Genomic DNA, 15,082 nt, shown 5'->3' with positions numbered 1-15,082 from the left:
TGGTCGAAGGTGTCGCCCTCGTCGTAGGTCGCCAGGTTGAAGTCGTACAGCGACTCGGTGCTGCGCCGCCCGTTCACCGCGATGTGGCCGCCGTGCAGCACCATCCGGATCTCGCCGGTGACGTGTTCCTGGGTCTTGGCCACGAAGGACTCCAGGGCGGTCTTCAGCGGGGAGAACCACAGGCCGTCGTAGACCAGTTCGCCCCAGCGCTGGTCGGTGATCCGCTTGAACCGGCCCAGTTCGCGCTCCAGGGTGACGTGCTCGAGTTCGGTGTGCGCGGTCACCAGCACCATGGCGCCGGGGGCCTCGTAGATCTCCCGGCTCTTGATGCCGACCAGGCGGTCTTCCACCACGTCGAGTCGGCCCACCCCCTGCGCGCCGGCCCGGCGGTTGAGTTCCTCGATGGCCTCGAGCACCGTGACCGGACGCTCGTCGATGCTGACCGGCACGCCGCGGTCGAATCCGACCACCACCTGGTCGGGGGTGTTCCAGTTCAGCGTCGGGTCCTCGGTGTAGTCGTAGACGTCCTTGGTGGGGGCGTTCCACAGGTGCTCGAGGAAGCCGGTCTCCACCGCCCGGCCCCAGACGTTCTGGTCGACGGAGAACGGCGAACGCTTGGTGACGTTGATCGGGATGGCGTTGTCCTCGGCGAAGGCGATGGCCTTCTCCCGGGTCCAGGCGTAGTCGCGGACCGGGGCCAGCACCTCCAGATCCGGTGCCAGCGAGGCGAATCCGACCTCGAAGCGCACCTGGTCGTTGCCCTTGCCGGTGCACCCGTGGGCGACGATGCCGCCGCCGTGCTCGCGGGCTGCGGTCACCAGGTGCTTGACGATCAGCGGCCGGCTCAATGCCGAGACCAGCGGGTAGCGGTCCATGTACAGGGCGTTGGACTGGATGGCCGGCAGGCAGTACTGCTCGGCGAACTCGTCGCGGGCGTCGACCACGACGGCCTCGGCGGCGCCGCAGTCCAGCGCCCGCCGGCGCACCACCTCCATGTCCTCACCGCCCTGGCCGAGGTCGATGGCCACGGCGACGACCTCGCGGCCGGTCTCCTTGCCGATCCAGCTGATGGCCACCGAGGTGTCCAATCCGCCGGAGTAGGCCAGGATGACGCGCTCGCTCATGAAGTGCTCCTTGCAGTCAGGGGTTTAGCGGATGGTCTCGAACATGGCGGCCAGTTGCGCGCCGGTCATCGGCTCGCGGGCCACCACCAGGATGGTGTCGTCGCCGGCGATGGTGCCGACCACCTCGGGCAGGGCCGCCCGGTCGATGGCGCTGGCCAGGTAGTGCGCCGCACCGGGAGGGGTGCGCAGGACGGCGAGGTTGGCGCTGGCGTCGGTGGACACCAGCAGCTCACCGAGCAGCCGGTGCAGCCGGTCGGTGCCGCCGGACACCCCGCGCACCGGGCTGCCGTCCTCGGGAACGACGTACACCCCCACCCCGCCGTCGGCGCCGCGCAGCTTGACCGCGCCGAGTTCCTCGAGGTCGCGCGACAGCGTCGCCTGGGTGGCCTCGATGCCGTCGTCGGCCAGCAGCGCGGCCAGCTCGCTCTGGCTGTGCACCGGCCGGGCGGACAGGATCGCGACGATGCGCGCCTGCCGGCCGGCCCGGGTGGCGGCGACCTCGGACTTCATCGCCGGCGCCTCTCCAGCAGCCACACCAGCAGCGCCTTCTGGGCGTGCAGCCGGTTCTCGGCCTCGTCCCACACCGCGCTGTGCGGGCCGTCGATCACCTCGTCGGTGATCTCCTCGCCGCGGTGGGCCGGAAGGCAGTGCAGCACAACGACTTCCGGATGGGCATGGGCCACCAGTCCGGCGTTGACCTGGTAGGGCCGGAACGGGGCGACCCGGTCCAGGCCGTCGTTCTCCTGCCCCATCGAGATCCAGGTGTCGGTGACCAGGACGTCGGCGCCGCGCGCGGCGGCCTGCGGGTCGTCGGTGACGGTGACACTGCCCCCGGTCGCGGCGGCGCGGGTCCGCGCGGCGGCCACGACGGAGGCGTCGGGAGCGAAACCGGCCGGCGCGGCGACGGTGACGTGCAGTCCGGCGGTGACGCCGCCGAGCATCAGCGAGTGGGCCATGTTGTTGGCGCCGTCGCCGAGGTAGGACAGCCGAAGGCCCTTGCACGTGCCCTTGCGCTCGGCGATGGTCTGCAGATCGGCCAGCACCTGGCAGGGGTGGAACTGGTCGGAGAGCGCATTGACGACCGGAACCGTTGCCGCCGCTGCCATCTCGTCGAGCCGGTCCTGGCCGAAGGTCCGCCAGACGATCGCGTCGACGTAGCGCGACAGCACCCGGCCGGTGTCGGCCAGGGTCTCGTCCCGGCCGAGTTGGGTCGACCGGCCGTCCACCACGACGGCATGCCCGCCAAGTTGGGCGATACCCATCTCGAAGGAGAACCTGGTGCGGGTGGAGTTCTTGTCGAAGATCACCGCCACCCCGCGCGGGCCGTCCAACGGCCGCCGGCTGAACGGGGATGACTTGAGTTCGGCGGCCAGCGCCAGCACCTCGGCCTGTTCGGCGGGTGTCAGGTCGTCGTCGCGAAGGAAGTGCCGGGTCACGATGCCCTCGCCGCGGTGTCCAGGATTGCGGGCAGTGCGGTCAGGAAACCCTCGATCTGGGCGTCGGTGACGACCAGCGGCGGGGCCAGCCTGACGACGTCGGGGGCGGCGGCGTTGACCAGGAATCCCGCTGTGCGGGCGGAGGTTTCGACGGCCTTGGCCTGCGGGGCGCTCAACACGATCCCCTGTAGCAGGCCGCGGCCCCGGACGTGGTCGACCAGCGGGTGGTGCAGTGCCGCGATGCCGTCGTGCAGGGTCTTGCCCAGCAGTCCGGCGCGGGTCACCAGGTCCTGTTCGGCCAGCACCCGCAGCACCGCGCAGGCGGCCGCGGCGCAGACCGGGTTGCCGCCGAAGGTGCTGCCGTGCATGCCGGGGGTCATCAGGTCGACGGCCGGGCCGATCGCCAGGCACGCCCCGATCGGCAGGCCGCCGCCCAGGCCCTTGGCCATGGTCACCACGTCGGGGCTGATGCCGTCGTGCTGGTGGGCGAAGAAGGTTCCGGTGCGCCCGACCCCGGTCTGCACCTCGTCGAGGACCAGCAGTGCGCCGTGCCGGGCGGTGATCTCGCGGGCGGCGGCCAGGTAGCCGGCCGGCGGGACGACGACGCCGCCCTCCCCCATGATCGGCTCGAGGAACACCGCCGCGGTGTCGTCGTCGACCGCGGCCTGCAGTGCCGCGGTGTCGCCGTAGCGGACGTGGGTGACGTCGCCGGGCAGCGGCCGGAACGGCTCCTGCTTGGCGGGCTGGCCGGTCAGCGCCAGCGCCCCCATGGTGCGGCCATGGAAAGCGCCCTGGGCGGCAACGATTTTGGTGCGTCCGGTCAGCCGGGTGATCTTGAAGGCCACCTCGTTGGCCTCGGCCCCGGAGTTGCAGAAGAACACCCGGGCCGGGGTGCCGAGGTGGGCGACGAGCGCCTCGGCGAGCGCGACACCGGGCTCGGTGGCGTACAGGTTGGATACGTGGCCCAGGGTGTGGAGCTGGGCGGTGACGGCCTCGATGATCGCCGGGTGGCGGTGGCCGAGGACGTTGACCGCGATGCCGGCCAGCAGGTCGACGTAGGTGTTGCCGTCGGCGTCGGTGACCACCGCGCCGTCCCCGGCGACCAGTGCCAGCGGCGGGGTGCCATAGTTGTCCATCATCACCGACTGCCAGCGCTCCAGCAGCGGGACGTTCACGGGGCCACCACCGTGGTTCCGGCGGGCTCGCCGCGCAGCACGCTCAGCACGCTGTGGGCGACCCGCCCGTCGATGACGTGGGCGCTGGGCACCCCGGCGTCGACCGCGCGCAGGCAGGCCTCGATCTTGGGCACCATGCCCTCCTCCAGGGCGGGCAGCAGGCCGGCCAGGGTGGCGGTGTCGATCCGGCTGACCAGCGAGTCGCGGTCGGGCCAGCGGGTGTAGAGGCCTTCGACGTCGGTGAGCATCACCAGCGTCTGCGCCCCCAGCGCCTCGGCGACCGCGGCCGCGGCGGTGTCGGCATTGATGTTGTGCACCACACCGTCGGCGTCGGGTCCGATGGTCGAGACGACCGGGATGCGTCCGGCGCCGATCAGGTCGGTCAGCAGCGCGGTATCGACCTTGTCGACGTCGCCGACCAGGCCGATGTCGCATGCCACGCCGTCGACGGTGACGGTGCGGCGGACCGCGGTGAAGGTCCGGGCATCCTCGCCGGTGATTCCGACGGCGTACGGTCCGTGCGCGTTGATGAGGTTGACCAGTTCGCGGCCGACCTGGCCGAAGAGCACCATGCGGGCGACGTCGAGCACCTCGGGGGTGGTGACCCGGAACCCGCCCCTGAACTCCCCGGAGATGCCCAGTCTCTTGAGCATCGCGCTGATCTGCGGGCCGCCGCCGTGCACCACCACCGGGTGGACGCCGGCGTCGCGCAGCACCACCATGTCGGCGGCGAACGCGGTCTTGAGCGCATCGTCGGTCATGGCGTTGCCGCCGTACTTGACGACGACGATCCTGTCCCGCAGCGCATTCAGCGTCATGAGCTGTAGGCCGAGTTCTCTTCGACGTAGGCGTGCGACAGGTCGGTGGTCCGGATGGTGGCCTCGCCGACGCCGAGTCTGAGGTCGACGCGAACGGCGATGTCCGGGCCGGACAGGTCCACCTCGCGCGCCCCGGGCACCCCGGCGCCGTCGACGCAGACCGGGATCCCGTTGAACGACACCGCGATCCGGGCCGGGTCGAGCTCGAAGGGCGCCATGCCGACCGCGGCCAGCACCCGCCCCCAGTTCGGGTCCGAGCCGAACATCGCGGTCTTCACAAGACTGTCGCGGGCCACGGCGCGGGCAGCGGCGACGGCGTCGTCCTCACTCGGCGCGCCGGCCACGGTGATCGACACCCGCTTGGTCACCCCCTCGGCGTCGGCCTGCAACTGCGCGCACAGGTCCTCGCAGACCCGCAGCACCGCGTCATCGAGATGCTCCTGGGCGGGCCGGATCTCGCTGGCCCCGGAGGCCATCAGCAGCACGGTGTCGTTGGTCGAGCAGCAGCCGTCGACGTCGAGCCGGTCGAAGGTGCGCGCGGTCGCCCGCCGCAGCGCGGTCTGCAGGGCGGGTGCGTCGGCGACCGCGTCGGTGGTCAGCACGCACAGCATGGTGGCCAGTGACGGGGCCAGCATGCCGGCGCCCTTGGCCATCCCGCCGACCGTCCAGTTCTCCGCCGAGTCCGGCGCGTGATGCAGCGCAACCTGTTTGGGCACGGTGTCGGTGGTCATGATGGCCCGGGCCGCGTCGTCTCCGCCGAGCAGTCCGGCGTGGATCTCGTGCACGATCTCGGTGATGCCGGCCAGCAGGCGGTCCATCGGCAGCCGGTCGCCGATCAGGCCGGTGGAGCAGACCCCCACCTCGACGGCCCCGGTCTCGCTGCCCCAGTTGGACAGCGTTCGCGCCACCGCCTCGGCGCACGCGTGGGTGTCCTGGAATCCCGGCGGCCCGGTGCAGGCGTTGGCGCCGCCGGAGTTCAGCAGCACCGCACGCAGCCTGCCGGTGGTCAGCGCCTGGCTGGTCCACAGCACCGGGGCGGCCTTGACCTGGTTGCGGGTGAACACCCCGGCCGCGGCGTGGTCGGGGCCCTCGTTGAACACCAGGGCCAGATCCGGGGCACCGGACTTCTTGATGCCGGCGGCGATCCCGGCGGCGCGGAAGCCGGCCGGTGCGGTGACCCCCTGGGTGCGCAGCAGTCTCACGGCGCCAGTCCCACCGTCGACAGGCCTTGGGTCTCGGGTAGGCCCAGCGCCAGGTTCATCGACTGCACCGCCGCCCCCGCGGTGCCTTTCACCAGGTTGTCGATCGCGCAGACGGCGACCAGGACACCGGCGTCGGCATCCACGGCGACCGCGAGCTGGGCGGCGTTGCCGCCGATCACCGAGCCGGTCTGCGGCAGCCGTCCCTCGGGCAGCAGGTGTACGAAAGGCTCTGCCGCATAGGCTTTTTCGTAGGCCTGGCGGATCTGAACCGTCGATGCCGCGGTCGGGGCGGTGCAGGTGGCCAGGATGCCGCGGGCGGTGGGGATGAGCACCGGGGTGAACGACACCGTGACCGGCCGGTCGGTGACCGCGCGCAGACCCTGGGCGATCTCCGGGGTGTGCCGGTGCACGCCGGCGATGTTGTAGGCCCGCGCCGAACCGATGACCTCCGAGGCAAGCAGGTCCACCTTGGCCGCCCGGCCCGCCCCCGAGGTGCCGCTGACCGCGACGACGGTGACCGCCGGTTCGGCCAGTCCGGCGGCGACCGCGGGCAGCAGCGCCAGCAGTGCGGCGGTCGGATAGCAGCCCGGCACCGCGATGCGGGTGGCGCCGCGCAGGGCGTCCCGGCCGCCGGGCAGTTCGGGAAGCCCGTAGGGCCAGTTGCCGGCGTACTCGGAGCCGTAGAAGCGGGTCCAGTCGCCGGCGTCGGTCAGCCGGAAGTCCGCGCCGCAGTCGATGACGACGGTCCCGGGCCCGAGTTGTCCGGCGATCTCGGCCGAGTGGCCGTGCGGCAACGCCAGGAACACCACGTCGTGCCCGGCCAGCACGCCGACCTCGGTGGGCTCGAGGACCCGTTCGCTCAGCGGCAGCAGGTGTGGGTGATGCTCGGCCAGCAGGCTGCCGGCACTGGCCGCTGCGGTGAGCGCCCCGATGGTGAGCGACCCGTCCGAATAACCGGGATGCCCGAGCAGCAGGCGCAGAATCTCTCCACCGGCATACCCACTGGCGCCGGCCACCGCCACCGAAGTCACCAGAGTAGTGTGCATGTTTATGCAGACCGTTGCAAATTGATTCCCGAGGCGGCGACGCGCAATTCTTGTCGGTGGCTCGAACTAGTGTTCGATACATGGAGATGCGCACCCCTGACGTCGAGGCGGTGATGGCCGCGCTGGACGAGCTCGAGCTGGCGTGGGACAAGCTGGCCTCGATGCCGGTTCACGCCCTGGGGGCTGGGCAGGCTCTGGATGTCCTGGACCGGCTGGAAAGCCATCGCCGCCGCCAGCCCGCGGCCGAGAACTCGTTGCTGGTTCAGCTGCAGTCGCAGGTCACCCCGAAGGATCTGGGCGCCAAGTCGTGGCGGGCCGTGCTGTCCCAACGTCTGGGGATCAGCGGACCCGATGCCGGCCGTCGGCTCGCCGAGGCCGCTGCGCTCGGGCCGCGGCGCGGCGTCACCGGCGCACCGCTGGAACCGCAACTACCCGGAACCGCAGCCGCGCAGGCCCGCGGGGAGATCGGCACCGAACACGTCACGGTGATCCGCGACTTCATGGAGCAGCTCCCGGCGGAGGTCGACCCGGCCACCCGGTCAGCGGCCGAATCGCAGCTGGCGGGGCTCGCGGGCGGCCTGACCCCGGAGGGGTTGCGCAAGGTCGCCCGCCAGTTGATGGGCTACCTCGACCAGGACGGCACGCTCGACGACGAGCGAGAACACGCGCGCAAGCGCAGCCTCACCATCGGGCGTCAGGAACTCGACGGCATGAGCCGCATCACGGGGTGGCTCGATCCGGAACTGAGGGCCACGCTCGACGCCGTCTTCGCCAAACTCGCCGCACCCGGATACTGCAATCCCGACGACGACGAACCCTGCGTGGACGGCGTTCCCACCCAGGACCAGATCACCAACGACGCCCGCAGCGCCCCGCAGCGCACCCACGACGCGCTGCAGACCGTGTGCCGGGCGATGCTGGCGTCCGGGGCGTTGGGACAGTACAACGGTCTTCCGGTCACCGTGGTCGTGACCACCACGCTCTCCGAACTGACCGCGGCAGTCGGGCGGGCGCATACCGGCGCGGGCACGCAAGTGCCGATCCCGACGCTCATCCGAATGGCCACGAATGCCCACCCCTACCTCGCGCTCTTCCACAGCGCCCGCGAGATCCAGCTGTACTACGGCAGAACGCGCCGGACCGCCAGCCCCGGTCAGCGCCTGGTCCTGTCAGCTTTGGAGCGGGGATGCACGAAACCGGACTGCACCGCTCCACCCAACCGCAGCCAGGTTCACCACGCCGAGCGGGACTGGCAGCACGGCGGTAACACCAACATCGACGAACTGACCCTGGCGTGCGGATGCGACAACCGCCTGGTCGACGACACACCGAACGGGTGGACCACCCGAAAACGCAAGAGCGACAACCGAACCGAATGGATACCACCCCGACACCTCGACCGGGGTCAGAGCCGGATCAACCTCTATCACCATCCGGAGGAGGTGCTCCGGTCCGATGACCACGACCCCGGGTAGTGGATGGCAGGCGCGACAACTAGCCGCGCAGGACCGCGCCGACACGCTCACCGGCGACGGCGACGGCGCCGTCGCGGGCGGCGCTGGCCTCGTCCTCGGTGAGGGTCCGGTCGGCGGCCCGGAACCGCAGCGCCAGGGTCAGGGACTTGCGGCCCTCGCCGATCTGCGGGCCGGTGTAGACGTCGAACAGACTGACGTCCTCGAGCAGTTCCCCGGCGCCGTCGCGGACCGCGTCGATGACCGCGCTCGCGGACACCTCGGCGGCCACCACGAGGCTGAGGTCCTGGAACACCGCCGGAAACGGCGAGACCCGCGGGGCCGGAAGCCGGTGCGGAACCGGGACGGCGTCGAGGTCGAGTTCGACGGCGCAGGAGCCCTTCGGCAACGCCGCGCGCTCCACCACCGCGGGGTGCAATTGGCCGGCATGGCCGACGACCCGTCCGTCGACCACCACCTCGGCGCACCGGCCCGGATGCCAGGGCAGGTGCTGCGCCGGCCGCAGTGTCACCTCGACTCCGCAGGCACGGGCGATCACCCGGACCGCCTCGAAGGCGTCGGCGGCCTCCACCTCCCGGCCGGGTCCCCATGGACCCCGGGGTTCACGAAGCCCGCACAGCACGGCCGCCACGTGCACCGGCTGGTCCGGCAGGGACGCGTCGAGCGCGGCGATCTCCTCGTCGGTCGGCCGCCGGTCGGTGGGGATCAACCCCACCGGCCGTGTGTGTTCCCCCGGCAGGACGACCTGTGCGACGGAGAACAGTGCGACATCGCCGAATCCCCGGGAAACGTTGCGGGACAAAGCCTCCAGCAGAGCCGGCAGCAGTGTGGTGGCAAGCTCCGGCCGATCGGCCTCCAGCGGGTTGAGCACCTTGCTGGTGCCGCGGCGGGGGTCGTCGGCGGGCAGGCCCCACTGGTCGAAAACCCGGGCCGGGAGGAACGGTGTGGGCAGGACCTCGACGAAACCGGACAGCGCAAGCGCCCTGCCGATCGCCCGGCGGCGTTTCTGGGCGTCGGTCAGACCGCGCCCGGCCGGGGCGGGCGGCAGCACCGACGGGATCACGTCGAGGCTCTCCAGTCGGAGCACCTCCTCGACCAGGTCGGCTGGCTGGAGCAGGTCGGGCCGCCAACTCGGCGGGGTGACGAGGAGGTACGCCGGATCGGCGTCGGCCCTAACCCGGGCGCCGATCTGGGTCAGGCGCCGCACGGTGGCGCCGTCGGGGTACACCACACCGGCGGTGCGGTCGGGCAGGTCGACCGGGATCCGCACCGGCGGCGGGGAGAAGTCATCGCGGGCCGGTTCGCCACGCCAGTCGGTGAGCACGGGTTCCACCGTGCCACCGGCGATCTCGGCGAGCAGGCTCGCGCAGCGGTCGACGGCTGCCACTGAGACGGCGGGGTCCACCGAGCGTTCGTAGCGTCGGCCGGCTTCGCTGACCAGGTGCAGTCGCCGGATGGTGCGGGACACCGCGGCCGGATCCCAGACGGCGGCCTCCAGGAGCACCTCGGTGGTGTCCGCGTCGATCTCGGTGCTGCCGGCGCCCATCACCCCGCCGATCGCGGCGACGGCCGCATCGTCGACGATCAGAACGTCGGCGGGATCGAGTTTTCGCTCGACGTCGTCGAGGGTGACGACGGTCTCCCCCGGGTGCGCGAAGCGGACCGCGAAATCGCCGCGGATCCGACTCCGGTCGTGCGCGTGCATGGGATGGCCGAGTTCGAGCATCACGTAGTTGGTGACGTCCACGGCCGGCGAGATGGGCCGGATACCGGACAGCATCAGCCGTCGGCGTAGCCACCACGGCGACTGCGCCTTCGGGTCGATCCCGGTGACCGGCCGCAACGCGAACCGGCTGACTCCGGTGCCGGGTTCGACGCGCACCGCCACGGCGGGGCCCTCGGCGGGCAGCGCCGGAACGTCGGCCGGGTCGGCGAAGTCCAGGTCGTAGGCGCAGGCGATCTCGCGGGCGATTCCGCGCACCGACATGCCGTAGCCGCGGTCCGGGGTGACCGCCAGATCGAACACCACGTCGTCGAGGCCCAGCACCGGGATGGCGTCGGCGCCGGGTTCGGCGGTCCCTCCCGGCAGCACCAGGATGCCCGAATGATCCGTGCCGAGGCCGAGTTCGGCCGCCGAGCAGATCATCCCGTCGGAGGTCCGGCCGTAGGTCGTGCGGGTGGCGATCCGGAAATCACCCGGCAACACCGCGCCGGGCAGCGCCACCACCACCAGGTCGCCGACGGCGAAGTTGTTTGCACCGCAGACGATGTCGCGGTCAGCGGCTTCGCCGACGTCGACAGCACAGGCCCGGATCGGCTTCTTGAACTCGGTGAGCTCCTCGATCGCCGTCACCCGGCCGACGCGCAGCGGGCCGGTCACCGGCCCGAGGGTGATGACCTCCTCCACCTCGTGGCCGACCCGGATCAGCGCCTGCTCCAAGTCGTGCGGCTCGACGTCCCAGCCGGGGGCGCCGGCCTGGACCACCTCGCGCAGCCAGCTGTAGGGAAGCCGCATTACAGTCCCACCCCGAACGGCAGCGAGAACCGAACGTCGCCCTCGACCATGTCGCGCATGTCGGGAATGCCGTTGCGGAACTGCAGGGTTCGCTCCAAACCGCAGCCGAAGGCGAAGCCGGAGTACACCTCCGGGTCGATGCCCGCGGCGCGCAGCACGTTCGGATTCACCATGCCGCAGCCGCCCCACTCCACCCAGCCGGGTCCGCCCCTGCGGTTCTCGAACCAGATGTCGACCTCGGCCGACGGTTCGGTGAACGGAAAGAAGTGCGGCCGCATCCGGGTGCGGGCGGACGGCCCGAACTCCGAGCGGGCGAACGCGTCCAGGGTCCCGCGCAGGTGCGCCATGGTCAGGCCGCGGTCCACCGCAAGACCCTCGACCTGGTGGAACACCGGTGTGTGGGTGGAATCCAGCTCGTCGGTGCGGAAGGTGCGGCCGATCGAGATGACGTAGACCGGCAGCTCCCGGGACAGCAGGGTGCGGACCTGGACCGGTGAGGTGTGGGTGCGCAGCAGCTGCCGGGACCCGTCCGGGGCGATGTGGAAGGTGTCGGACTCGCTGCGCGCCGGGTGGTCGGGGGGGAAGTTCAGCGCGTCGAAGTTGAACTGCTCGCTCTCCACCTCGGGGCCCTCGGCCAGTTCCCAGCCCATCGCCACGAAGGTGTCGGCGATGTGTTCGGCCAGGATGGTGATCGGGTGGCGCGCCCCGAGGGGTTGGCGGGTGGACGGCAGTGTGACGTCGACGGCCTCGGCGGCCAGCACCGCGGCGTCCCGATCGGCGCGCAGCGCCGCCAGGCGCTCGTCGTAGGCGATCTGCGCCTCGGACCGGGCGACGTTGACCCGCTTGCCGGCGTCGGCGCGCTCGTCTTTGGGCAGTCCGCCCAGCGCCTGGCGGGCCAGCGCGATCGGCGCCCGGTCGCCGAGGTGGTCGGTCTTGGCCCGGGCCAGTTCAGCGAGGTCGGCGGCTTCGGCGAAAGCCCGCCGGGCCGCGTCGACGGCGGTGGCCAGCGCGTCCTGCGACAGCGGTTGCTCGCCCACGCGCTGTGACTCTCCTTCACCGGCCTGGTGTTCTCCGCGGCAAGGCCGTTAGCCCAAGTGCCGCCCGCAAGATCATAGGTGATGCCAAAATTGCGCCTCGCGGGCAATTCGCCCGGCCGATCTGAGGCAGAGGACTGCAGATGCTCAGAGCGCTCATCATGGCGTCGGTGTGGGCGGCCGCCGCGGCCGCCGGCGCGGTCGCCGTCAAGCTGGGCACCGGGTGGTGGATCGCGTCCGGCCTGCTGGCCGCCGTGGCCGGGCTGGGCACCTGGGATCTGCTGCAGAAGGGCCACTCGATCCTGCGGGCCTACCCGGTCATCGGCCACGCCCGCTGGATCGCCGAACGGATCCGGCCGGAGATCTACCAGTACTTCGTGGAGTCCAACACCGACGGCGCCCCGTTCGACCGGGAGACCCGGGACACGGTCTACCGCCGCGCGAAAGGGACCAAGGGCGACGAGCCGTTCGGCACCGAACGCGACGTCAACGCCGTCGGCTACGAATTCCTGCGGCACTCGATGCGGGCCAGGATCGCCACCGACCTGAACCCGCGGGTGCGTCTCGGCGGGCCCGACTGCGCCCAGCCCTATGACATCGCGATGTTCAACGTCTCGGCGATGAGCTTCGGGGCGTTGTCGGGCAACGCGATCGAGGCGCTCAACGGGGGCGCGGCCCGGGGCGGGTTCGCCCACGACACCGGCGAGGGCGCGATCAGCCCCTACCACCTCAAGCACGGCGGCGACCTGATCTGGGAGATCGGCTCGGGCTACTTCGGCTGCCGCACGCCGGAAGGCCACTTCGACGCCGAGAAGTTCCGGGAGAAGGCCGCACTGCCGGCGGTCAAGGCCGTCTCGATCAAGATGTCCCAGGGCGCCAAACCCGGCTTGGGCGGGGTGCTGCCGGGCGCGAAGGTCACCGCCGAGATCGCCGCCACCCGCGGGGTGCCGATCGGGCAGACCGTCGTCTCCCCGCCGGCGCACACGGCGTTCGGCACGCCACTGGAGATGGTGCACTTCATCTCGACGCTGCGCAGTCTCTCCGGCGGGAAGCCGGTCGGCTTCAAGCTGTGCGTCGGGGCGCGCACCGAGTTCCTGTCCGTCTGCAAGGCGATGCTGCAGACCGGTGTCACGCCGGACTTCATCATCGTCGACGGCTCGGAGGGCGGCACCGGGCTTGATGCTGGTGCACAACTGCCTGGTCGGAACGGGCCTGCGGGACCACGTCAGGATCGGCGCCTCCGGCAAGGTGGCCAGCGGCTTCGACATCGTCAGGCGGGTGATCCAGGGCGCCGATTTCACCCTGTCGGCCCGGGCCATGATGTTCGCCGTGGGCTGCATCCAGGCGATGAAGTGCCACACCAACCGGTGCCCCACCGGGGTGGCCACCCAGGACCCCGGCCTGGCCCGGGCGCTGGACGTGCCGGACAAGATCGACCGGGTGTACAACTTCCAGAAGGAAACGGTGGCCAGCGCCGCGCAGATGGTCGCCTCGATGGGCCTGGAGAGTTTCGCGGAACTGGCGCCGTCCATGCTCAACCGGCGGATCGACAGCCAGCGCACCCGGACCTACGCCGAGATCTATGACTGGCTGATGCCCGGCGAGTTGTTGGAGAGCCCGCCGCAAGCCTGGCTGTCGGACTGGATCGAAGCCTCCGCCGAGGAGTTCGTGTAGGCGGGCGGGCCCGAGCCGGAGTCCCCGCGGCGCTGGGCCCGCGCGCTCTGGTACAGGCAGACGGCGGCGGCGACCGCCACGTTGAGGCTGTCTATCCGGGCCGACATGGGAATGACGACACGGTGGTCGGCCAGCGCGAGGATCTCCGCGGGCAGTCCGTGCGCCTCGGATCCGAAAACCCAGGCGGTGGGCGCGCTCAACAACTCGTCGGCGTCGTCGAGGCTGAGCTCACCGTCCGGGGCCGTCGCGAGCACCTGCACACCGGTCTTTCGAACCCGGTCGATCACGCCCGCGGTGTCGGACTCCACAACGACGGGCACGGCGAAGACGCTGCCCGCCGAGGAACGCACGCATTTTCCGTTGAACGGATCCACGGTGTCGCCGGCGAACACCACCGCCGCCGCGCCCATCGCGTCGGCCAGCCGGATCAAGGTGCCGGCGTTACCCGGGTCGGAGACGTCGGCGGCGACCACGAGCAGCGCGGGGTCGGAGGCCAGGGCGTCCTTCAGACCTGTGACCGGCAGCCGGCAGACGGCGACCAGGCCGGACGGGGTGACCGTCTCCGACAACGCCTTCATCGCGCGTTCGGTGACGTGGGTGACCGAAATACCCTGCAGGAGTTCGCCGTACCGCTGCGCCGCCGCCTCGGTGGCGAACACCCGCTCGAGGACGCCGCGCGCCGCGGCCGCCTCGACCAGGTTGGGGCCCTCGGCGAGGAACCGGCCCCTGGCCGTCCGCTCGGAGCGGCGTCGCAGCTTGACCGCGTCGGTGACCGTGGCGGACCGCTCAGTGAGCGGAGCCGTCACGCAGCCTCACCGGACGGGGCGTTCACATCCTCGGGCAGTGCGGCTTTGGCGACCTCGACCAGCGCGGTGAAGGCGGCCGCATCGGTGATGGCGATCTCCGACAGGTTCTTTCGGTCGACCTCCACACCGGCGGCCTTCAGGCCCTGGATGAGGCGGTTGTAGGTGATGTCGTTGGCGCGCGCCGCGGCGTTGATCCGGGAGATCCACAGCTTGCGGAACTCGCCCTTGCGGGCGCGCCGGTCGCGGTATGCGTAGGTCAGCGAATGGAGTTGCTGCTCTTTGGCTTTGCGGTAGAGCCGCGACCGCTGGCCACGGTAGCCCTTGGACGCCTTAAGGACGGTGCGCCGCTTCTTCTGGGCGTTGACTGCGCGTTTGACGCGGGCCATGGTGTTCCTCTTCTCGTTCGGTTCGGAAAGTTCCAGATGCCGCCGTCGCCGGCGGACTCGGCGTCAGCCGTTGAGCATCTTGTTGATGCGCTTGCTGTCGTTCTCGGCCACCACGGTGCGACCGTCGAGGCGGCGGGTCCGCTTGGACGGCTTGTGCTCCAACAGGTGGCGGCGATTGGCCTTCTGCCGCACGATCTTTCCGGTGCCGGTACGACGGAAGCGCTTGCTGGCTCCGCTGTGGGTTTTCGCCTTGGGCATTGAGTCCTCAGTTCTTCGGTTTGTTGAATCGGTGCTATTCGGTTGCGGCGTTCACGTCCGCGGTGGTCTCGGGCCGGACCTCGGCGCCGGAGTCGGCCGCGGCCTGCGCCGCGGGCCGGGCCGGGCCGGCAGTGGC

General features: G+C 71.1%; 12 protein-coding genes and 2 pseudogenes. 2 read left to right on the top strand and 12 right to left on the bottom strand.

Annotated features, from left to right (window positions below; genetic code table 11):
* The 7 genes from ADBZ5U_RS08415 to argC form a co-directional block, all read right to left on the bottom strand.
* The coding region (locus ADBZ5U_RS08415; RefSeq protein WP_526264331.1) for an argininosuccinate synthase at positions 1-1,124 on the bottom strand (1,124 nt) is incomplete at its 3' end.
* A gap of 24 nt (positions 1,125-1,148) precedes the next feature.
* Complete coding sequence (locus ADBZ5U_RS08410) at positions 1,149-1,634, bottom strand: arginine repressor (protein ID WP_526264329.1); 486 nt, start codon at positions 1,632-1,634, stop codon at positions 1,149-1,151.
* Positions 1,631-2,560 carry an ornithine carbamoyltransferase gene (gene argF, locus ADBZ5U_RS08405; RefSeq protein WP_526264327.1) on the bottom strand — a complete coding sequence of 310 codons (930 nt, stop codon included), beginning with the start codon at positions 2,558-2,560 and terminating at the stop codon, positions 1,631-1,633. The genes ADBZ5U_RS08410 and argF overlap by 4 nt, the downstream gene beginning before the upstream one ends.
* Positions 2,557-3,735 (bottom strand): acetylornithine transaminase, encoded by a 1,179-nt coding sequence (locus tag ADBZ5U_RS08400; RefSeq protein ID WP_526264325.1) that lies wholly within the window; start codon positions 3,733-3,735, stop codon positions 2,557-2,559. The genes argF and ADBZ5U_RS08400 overlap by 4 nt, the downstream gene beginning before the upstream one ends.
* Positions 3,732-4,553: an acetylglutamate kinase gene (gene argB / locus ADBZ5U_RS08395; RefSeq protein ID WP_526264323.1), complete on the bottom strand. Its 822-nt coding sequence runs from the start codon at positions 4,551-4,553 to the stop codon at positions 3,732-3,734. Before argB ends, ADBZ5U_RS08400 begins: the two co-directional genes overlap by 4 nt.
* Positions 4,550-5,755: a bifunctional glutamate N-acetyltransferase/amino-acid acetyltransferase ArgJ gene (gene argJ, locus ADBZ5U_RS08390; protein ID WP_526264321.1), complete on the bottom strand. Its 1,206-nt coding sequence runs from the start codon at positions 5,753-5,755 to the stop codon at positions 4,550-4,552. The genes argB and argJ overlap by 4 nt, the downstream gene beginning before the upstream one ends.
* Positions 5,752-6,801, bottom strand: a complete 1,050-nt coding sequence (gene argC / locus ADBZ5U_RS08385; protein WP_526264319.1) for an N-acetyl-gamma-glutamyl-phosphate reductase — start codon at positions 6,799-6,801, stop codon at positions 5,752-5,754. The genes argJ and argC overlap by 4 nt, the downstream gene beginning before the upstream one ends.
* Positions 6,802-6,887: 86 nt before the next feature.
* Here argC and ADBZ5U_RS08380 point away from each other — a divergent pair, with 86 nt between their 5' ends.
* Positions 6,888-8,276 (top strand): HNH endonuclease signature motif containing protein, encoded by a 1,389-nt coding sequence (locus ADBZ5U_RS08380; protein ID WP_526264333.1) that lies wholly within the window; start codon positions 6,888-6,890, stop codon positions 8,274-8,276.
* Between the two features lie 19 nt (positions 8,277-8,295).
* Here the strand turns inward: ADBZ5U_RS08380 and pheT are convergent, their stop codons facing one another.
* Together pheT and pheS are read right to left on the bottom strand one after the other, a co-directional pair.
* Positions 8,296-10,788, bottom strand: coding sequence for a phenylalanine--tRNA ligase subunit beta (pheT, locus tag ADBZ5U_RS08375; RefSeq protein WP_526264317.1), 2,493 nt, complete (start codon positions 10,786-10,788; stop codon positions 8,296-8,298).
* Positions 10,788-11,825 carry a phenylalanine--tRNA ligase subunit alpha gene (gene pheS, locus ADBZ5U_RS08370; RefSeq protein WP_526264315.1) on the bottom strand — a complete coding sequence of 346 codons (1,038 nt, stop codon included), beginning with the start codon at positions 11,823-11,825 and terminating at the stop codon, positions 10,788-10,790. The genes pheT and pheS overlap by 1 nt, the downstream gene beginning before the upstream one ends.
* A gap of 140 nt (positions 11,826-11,965) precedes the next feature.
* Between pheS and ADBZ5U_RS08365 the strand changes: the two are divergent.
* Positions 11,966-13,496, top strand: a pseudogene (locus ADBZ5U_RS08365) (FMN-binding glutamate synthase family protein).
* Positions 13,497-13,522: 26 nt separating this feature from the next.
* Here the strand turns inward: ADBZ5U_RS08365 and ADBZ5U_RS08360 are convergent.
* The 3 genes and pseudogenes from ADBZ5U_RS08360 to rpmI form a co-directional block, all read right to left on the bottom strand.
* Positions 13,523-14,302 (bottom strand): annotated as a pseudogene (locus ADBZ5U_RS08360) (TrmH family RNA methyltransferase); the annotation flags it as partial.
* Positions 14,299-14,688, bottom strand: coding sequence for a 50S ribosomal protein L20 (rplT, locus tag ADBZ5U_RS08355; protein WP_526264313.1), 390 nt, complete (start codon positions 14,686-14,688; stop codon positions 14,299-14,301). The gene rplT and the pseudogene ADBZ5U_RS08360, both read right to left, overlap by 4 nt.
* Positions 14,689-14,751: 63 nt before the next feature.
* Positions 14,752-14,946: a 50S ribosomal protein L35 gene (gene rpmI / locus ADBZ5U_RS08350; protein ID WP_526264311.1), complete on the bottom strand. Its 195-nt coding sequence runs from the start codon at positions 14,944-14,946 to the stop codon at positions 14,752-14,754.
* Positions 14,947-15,082 lie beyond the last annotated feature (136 nt).

The sequence above is a fragment of the Mycobacterium sp. genome (assembly GCF_040398885.1).
In the GTDB taxonomy this organism is placed as follows: Bacteria; Actinomycetota; Actinomycetes; order Mycobacteriales; family Mycobacteriaceae; genus Mycobacterium.
Note: the sequence above shows the minus strand (reverse complement) of the source record. Positions and strands in the feature narration are given on the sequence as shown.

Coding starts and splice junctions, on each gene's coding strand:
- ADBZ5U_RS08410 (WP_526264329.1), bottom strand. CDS start 1,634: ATGAAGTCCGAGGTCGCCGCCACCCGGGCCGGCCGGCAGGCGCGCATC.
- argB (WP_526264323.1), bottom strand. CDS start 4,553: ATGACGCTGAATGCGCTGCGGGACAGGATCGTCGTCGTCAAGTACGGC.
- argC (WP_526264319.1), bottom strand. CDS start 6,801: ATGCACACTACTCTGGTGACTTCGGTGGCGGTGGCCGGCGCCAGTGGG.
- ADBZ5U_RS08380 (WP_526264333.1), top strand. CDS start 6,888: ATGCGCACCCCTGACGTCGAGGCGGTGATGGCCGCGCTGGACGAGCTC.
- pheT (WP_526264317.1), bottom strand. CDS start 10,788: ATGCGGCTTCCCTACAGCTGGCTGCGCGAGGTGGTCCAGGCCGGCGCC.
- rplT (WP_526264313.1), bottom strand. CDS start 14,688: ATGGCCCGCGTCAAACGCGCAGTCAACGCCCAGAAGAAGCGGCGCACC.
- rpmI (WP_526264311.1), bottom strand. CDS start 14,946: ATGCCCAAGGCGAAAACCCACAGCGGAGCCAGCAAGCGCTTCCGTCGT.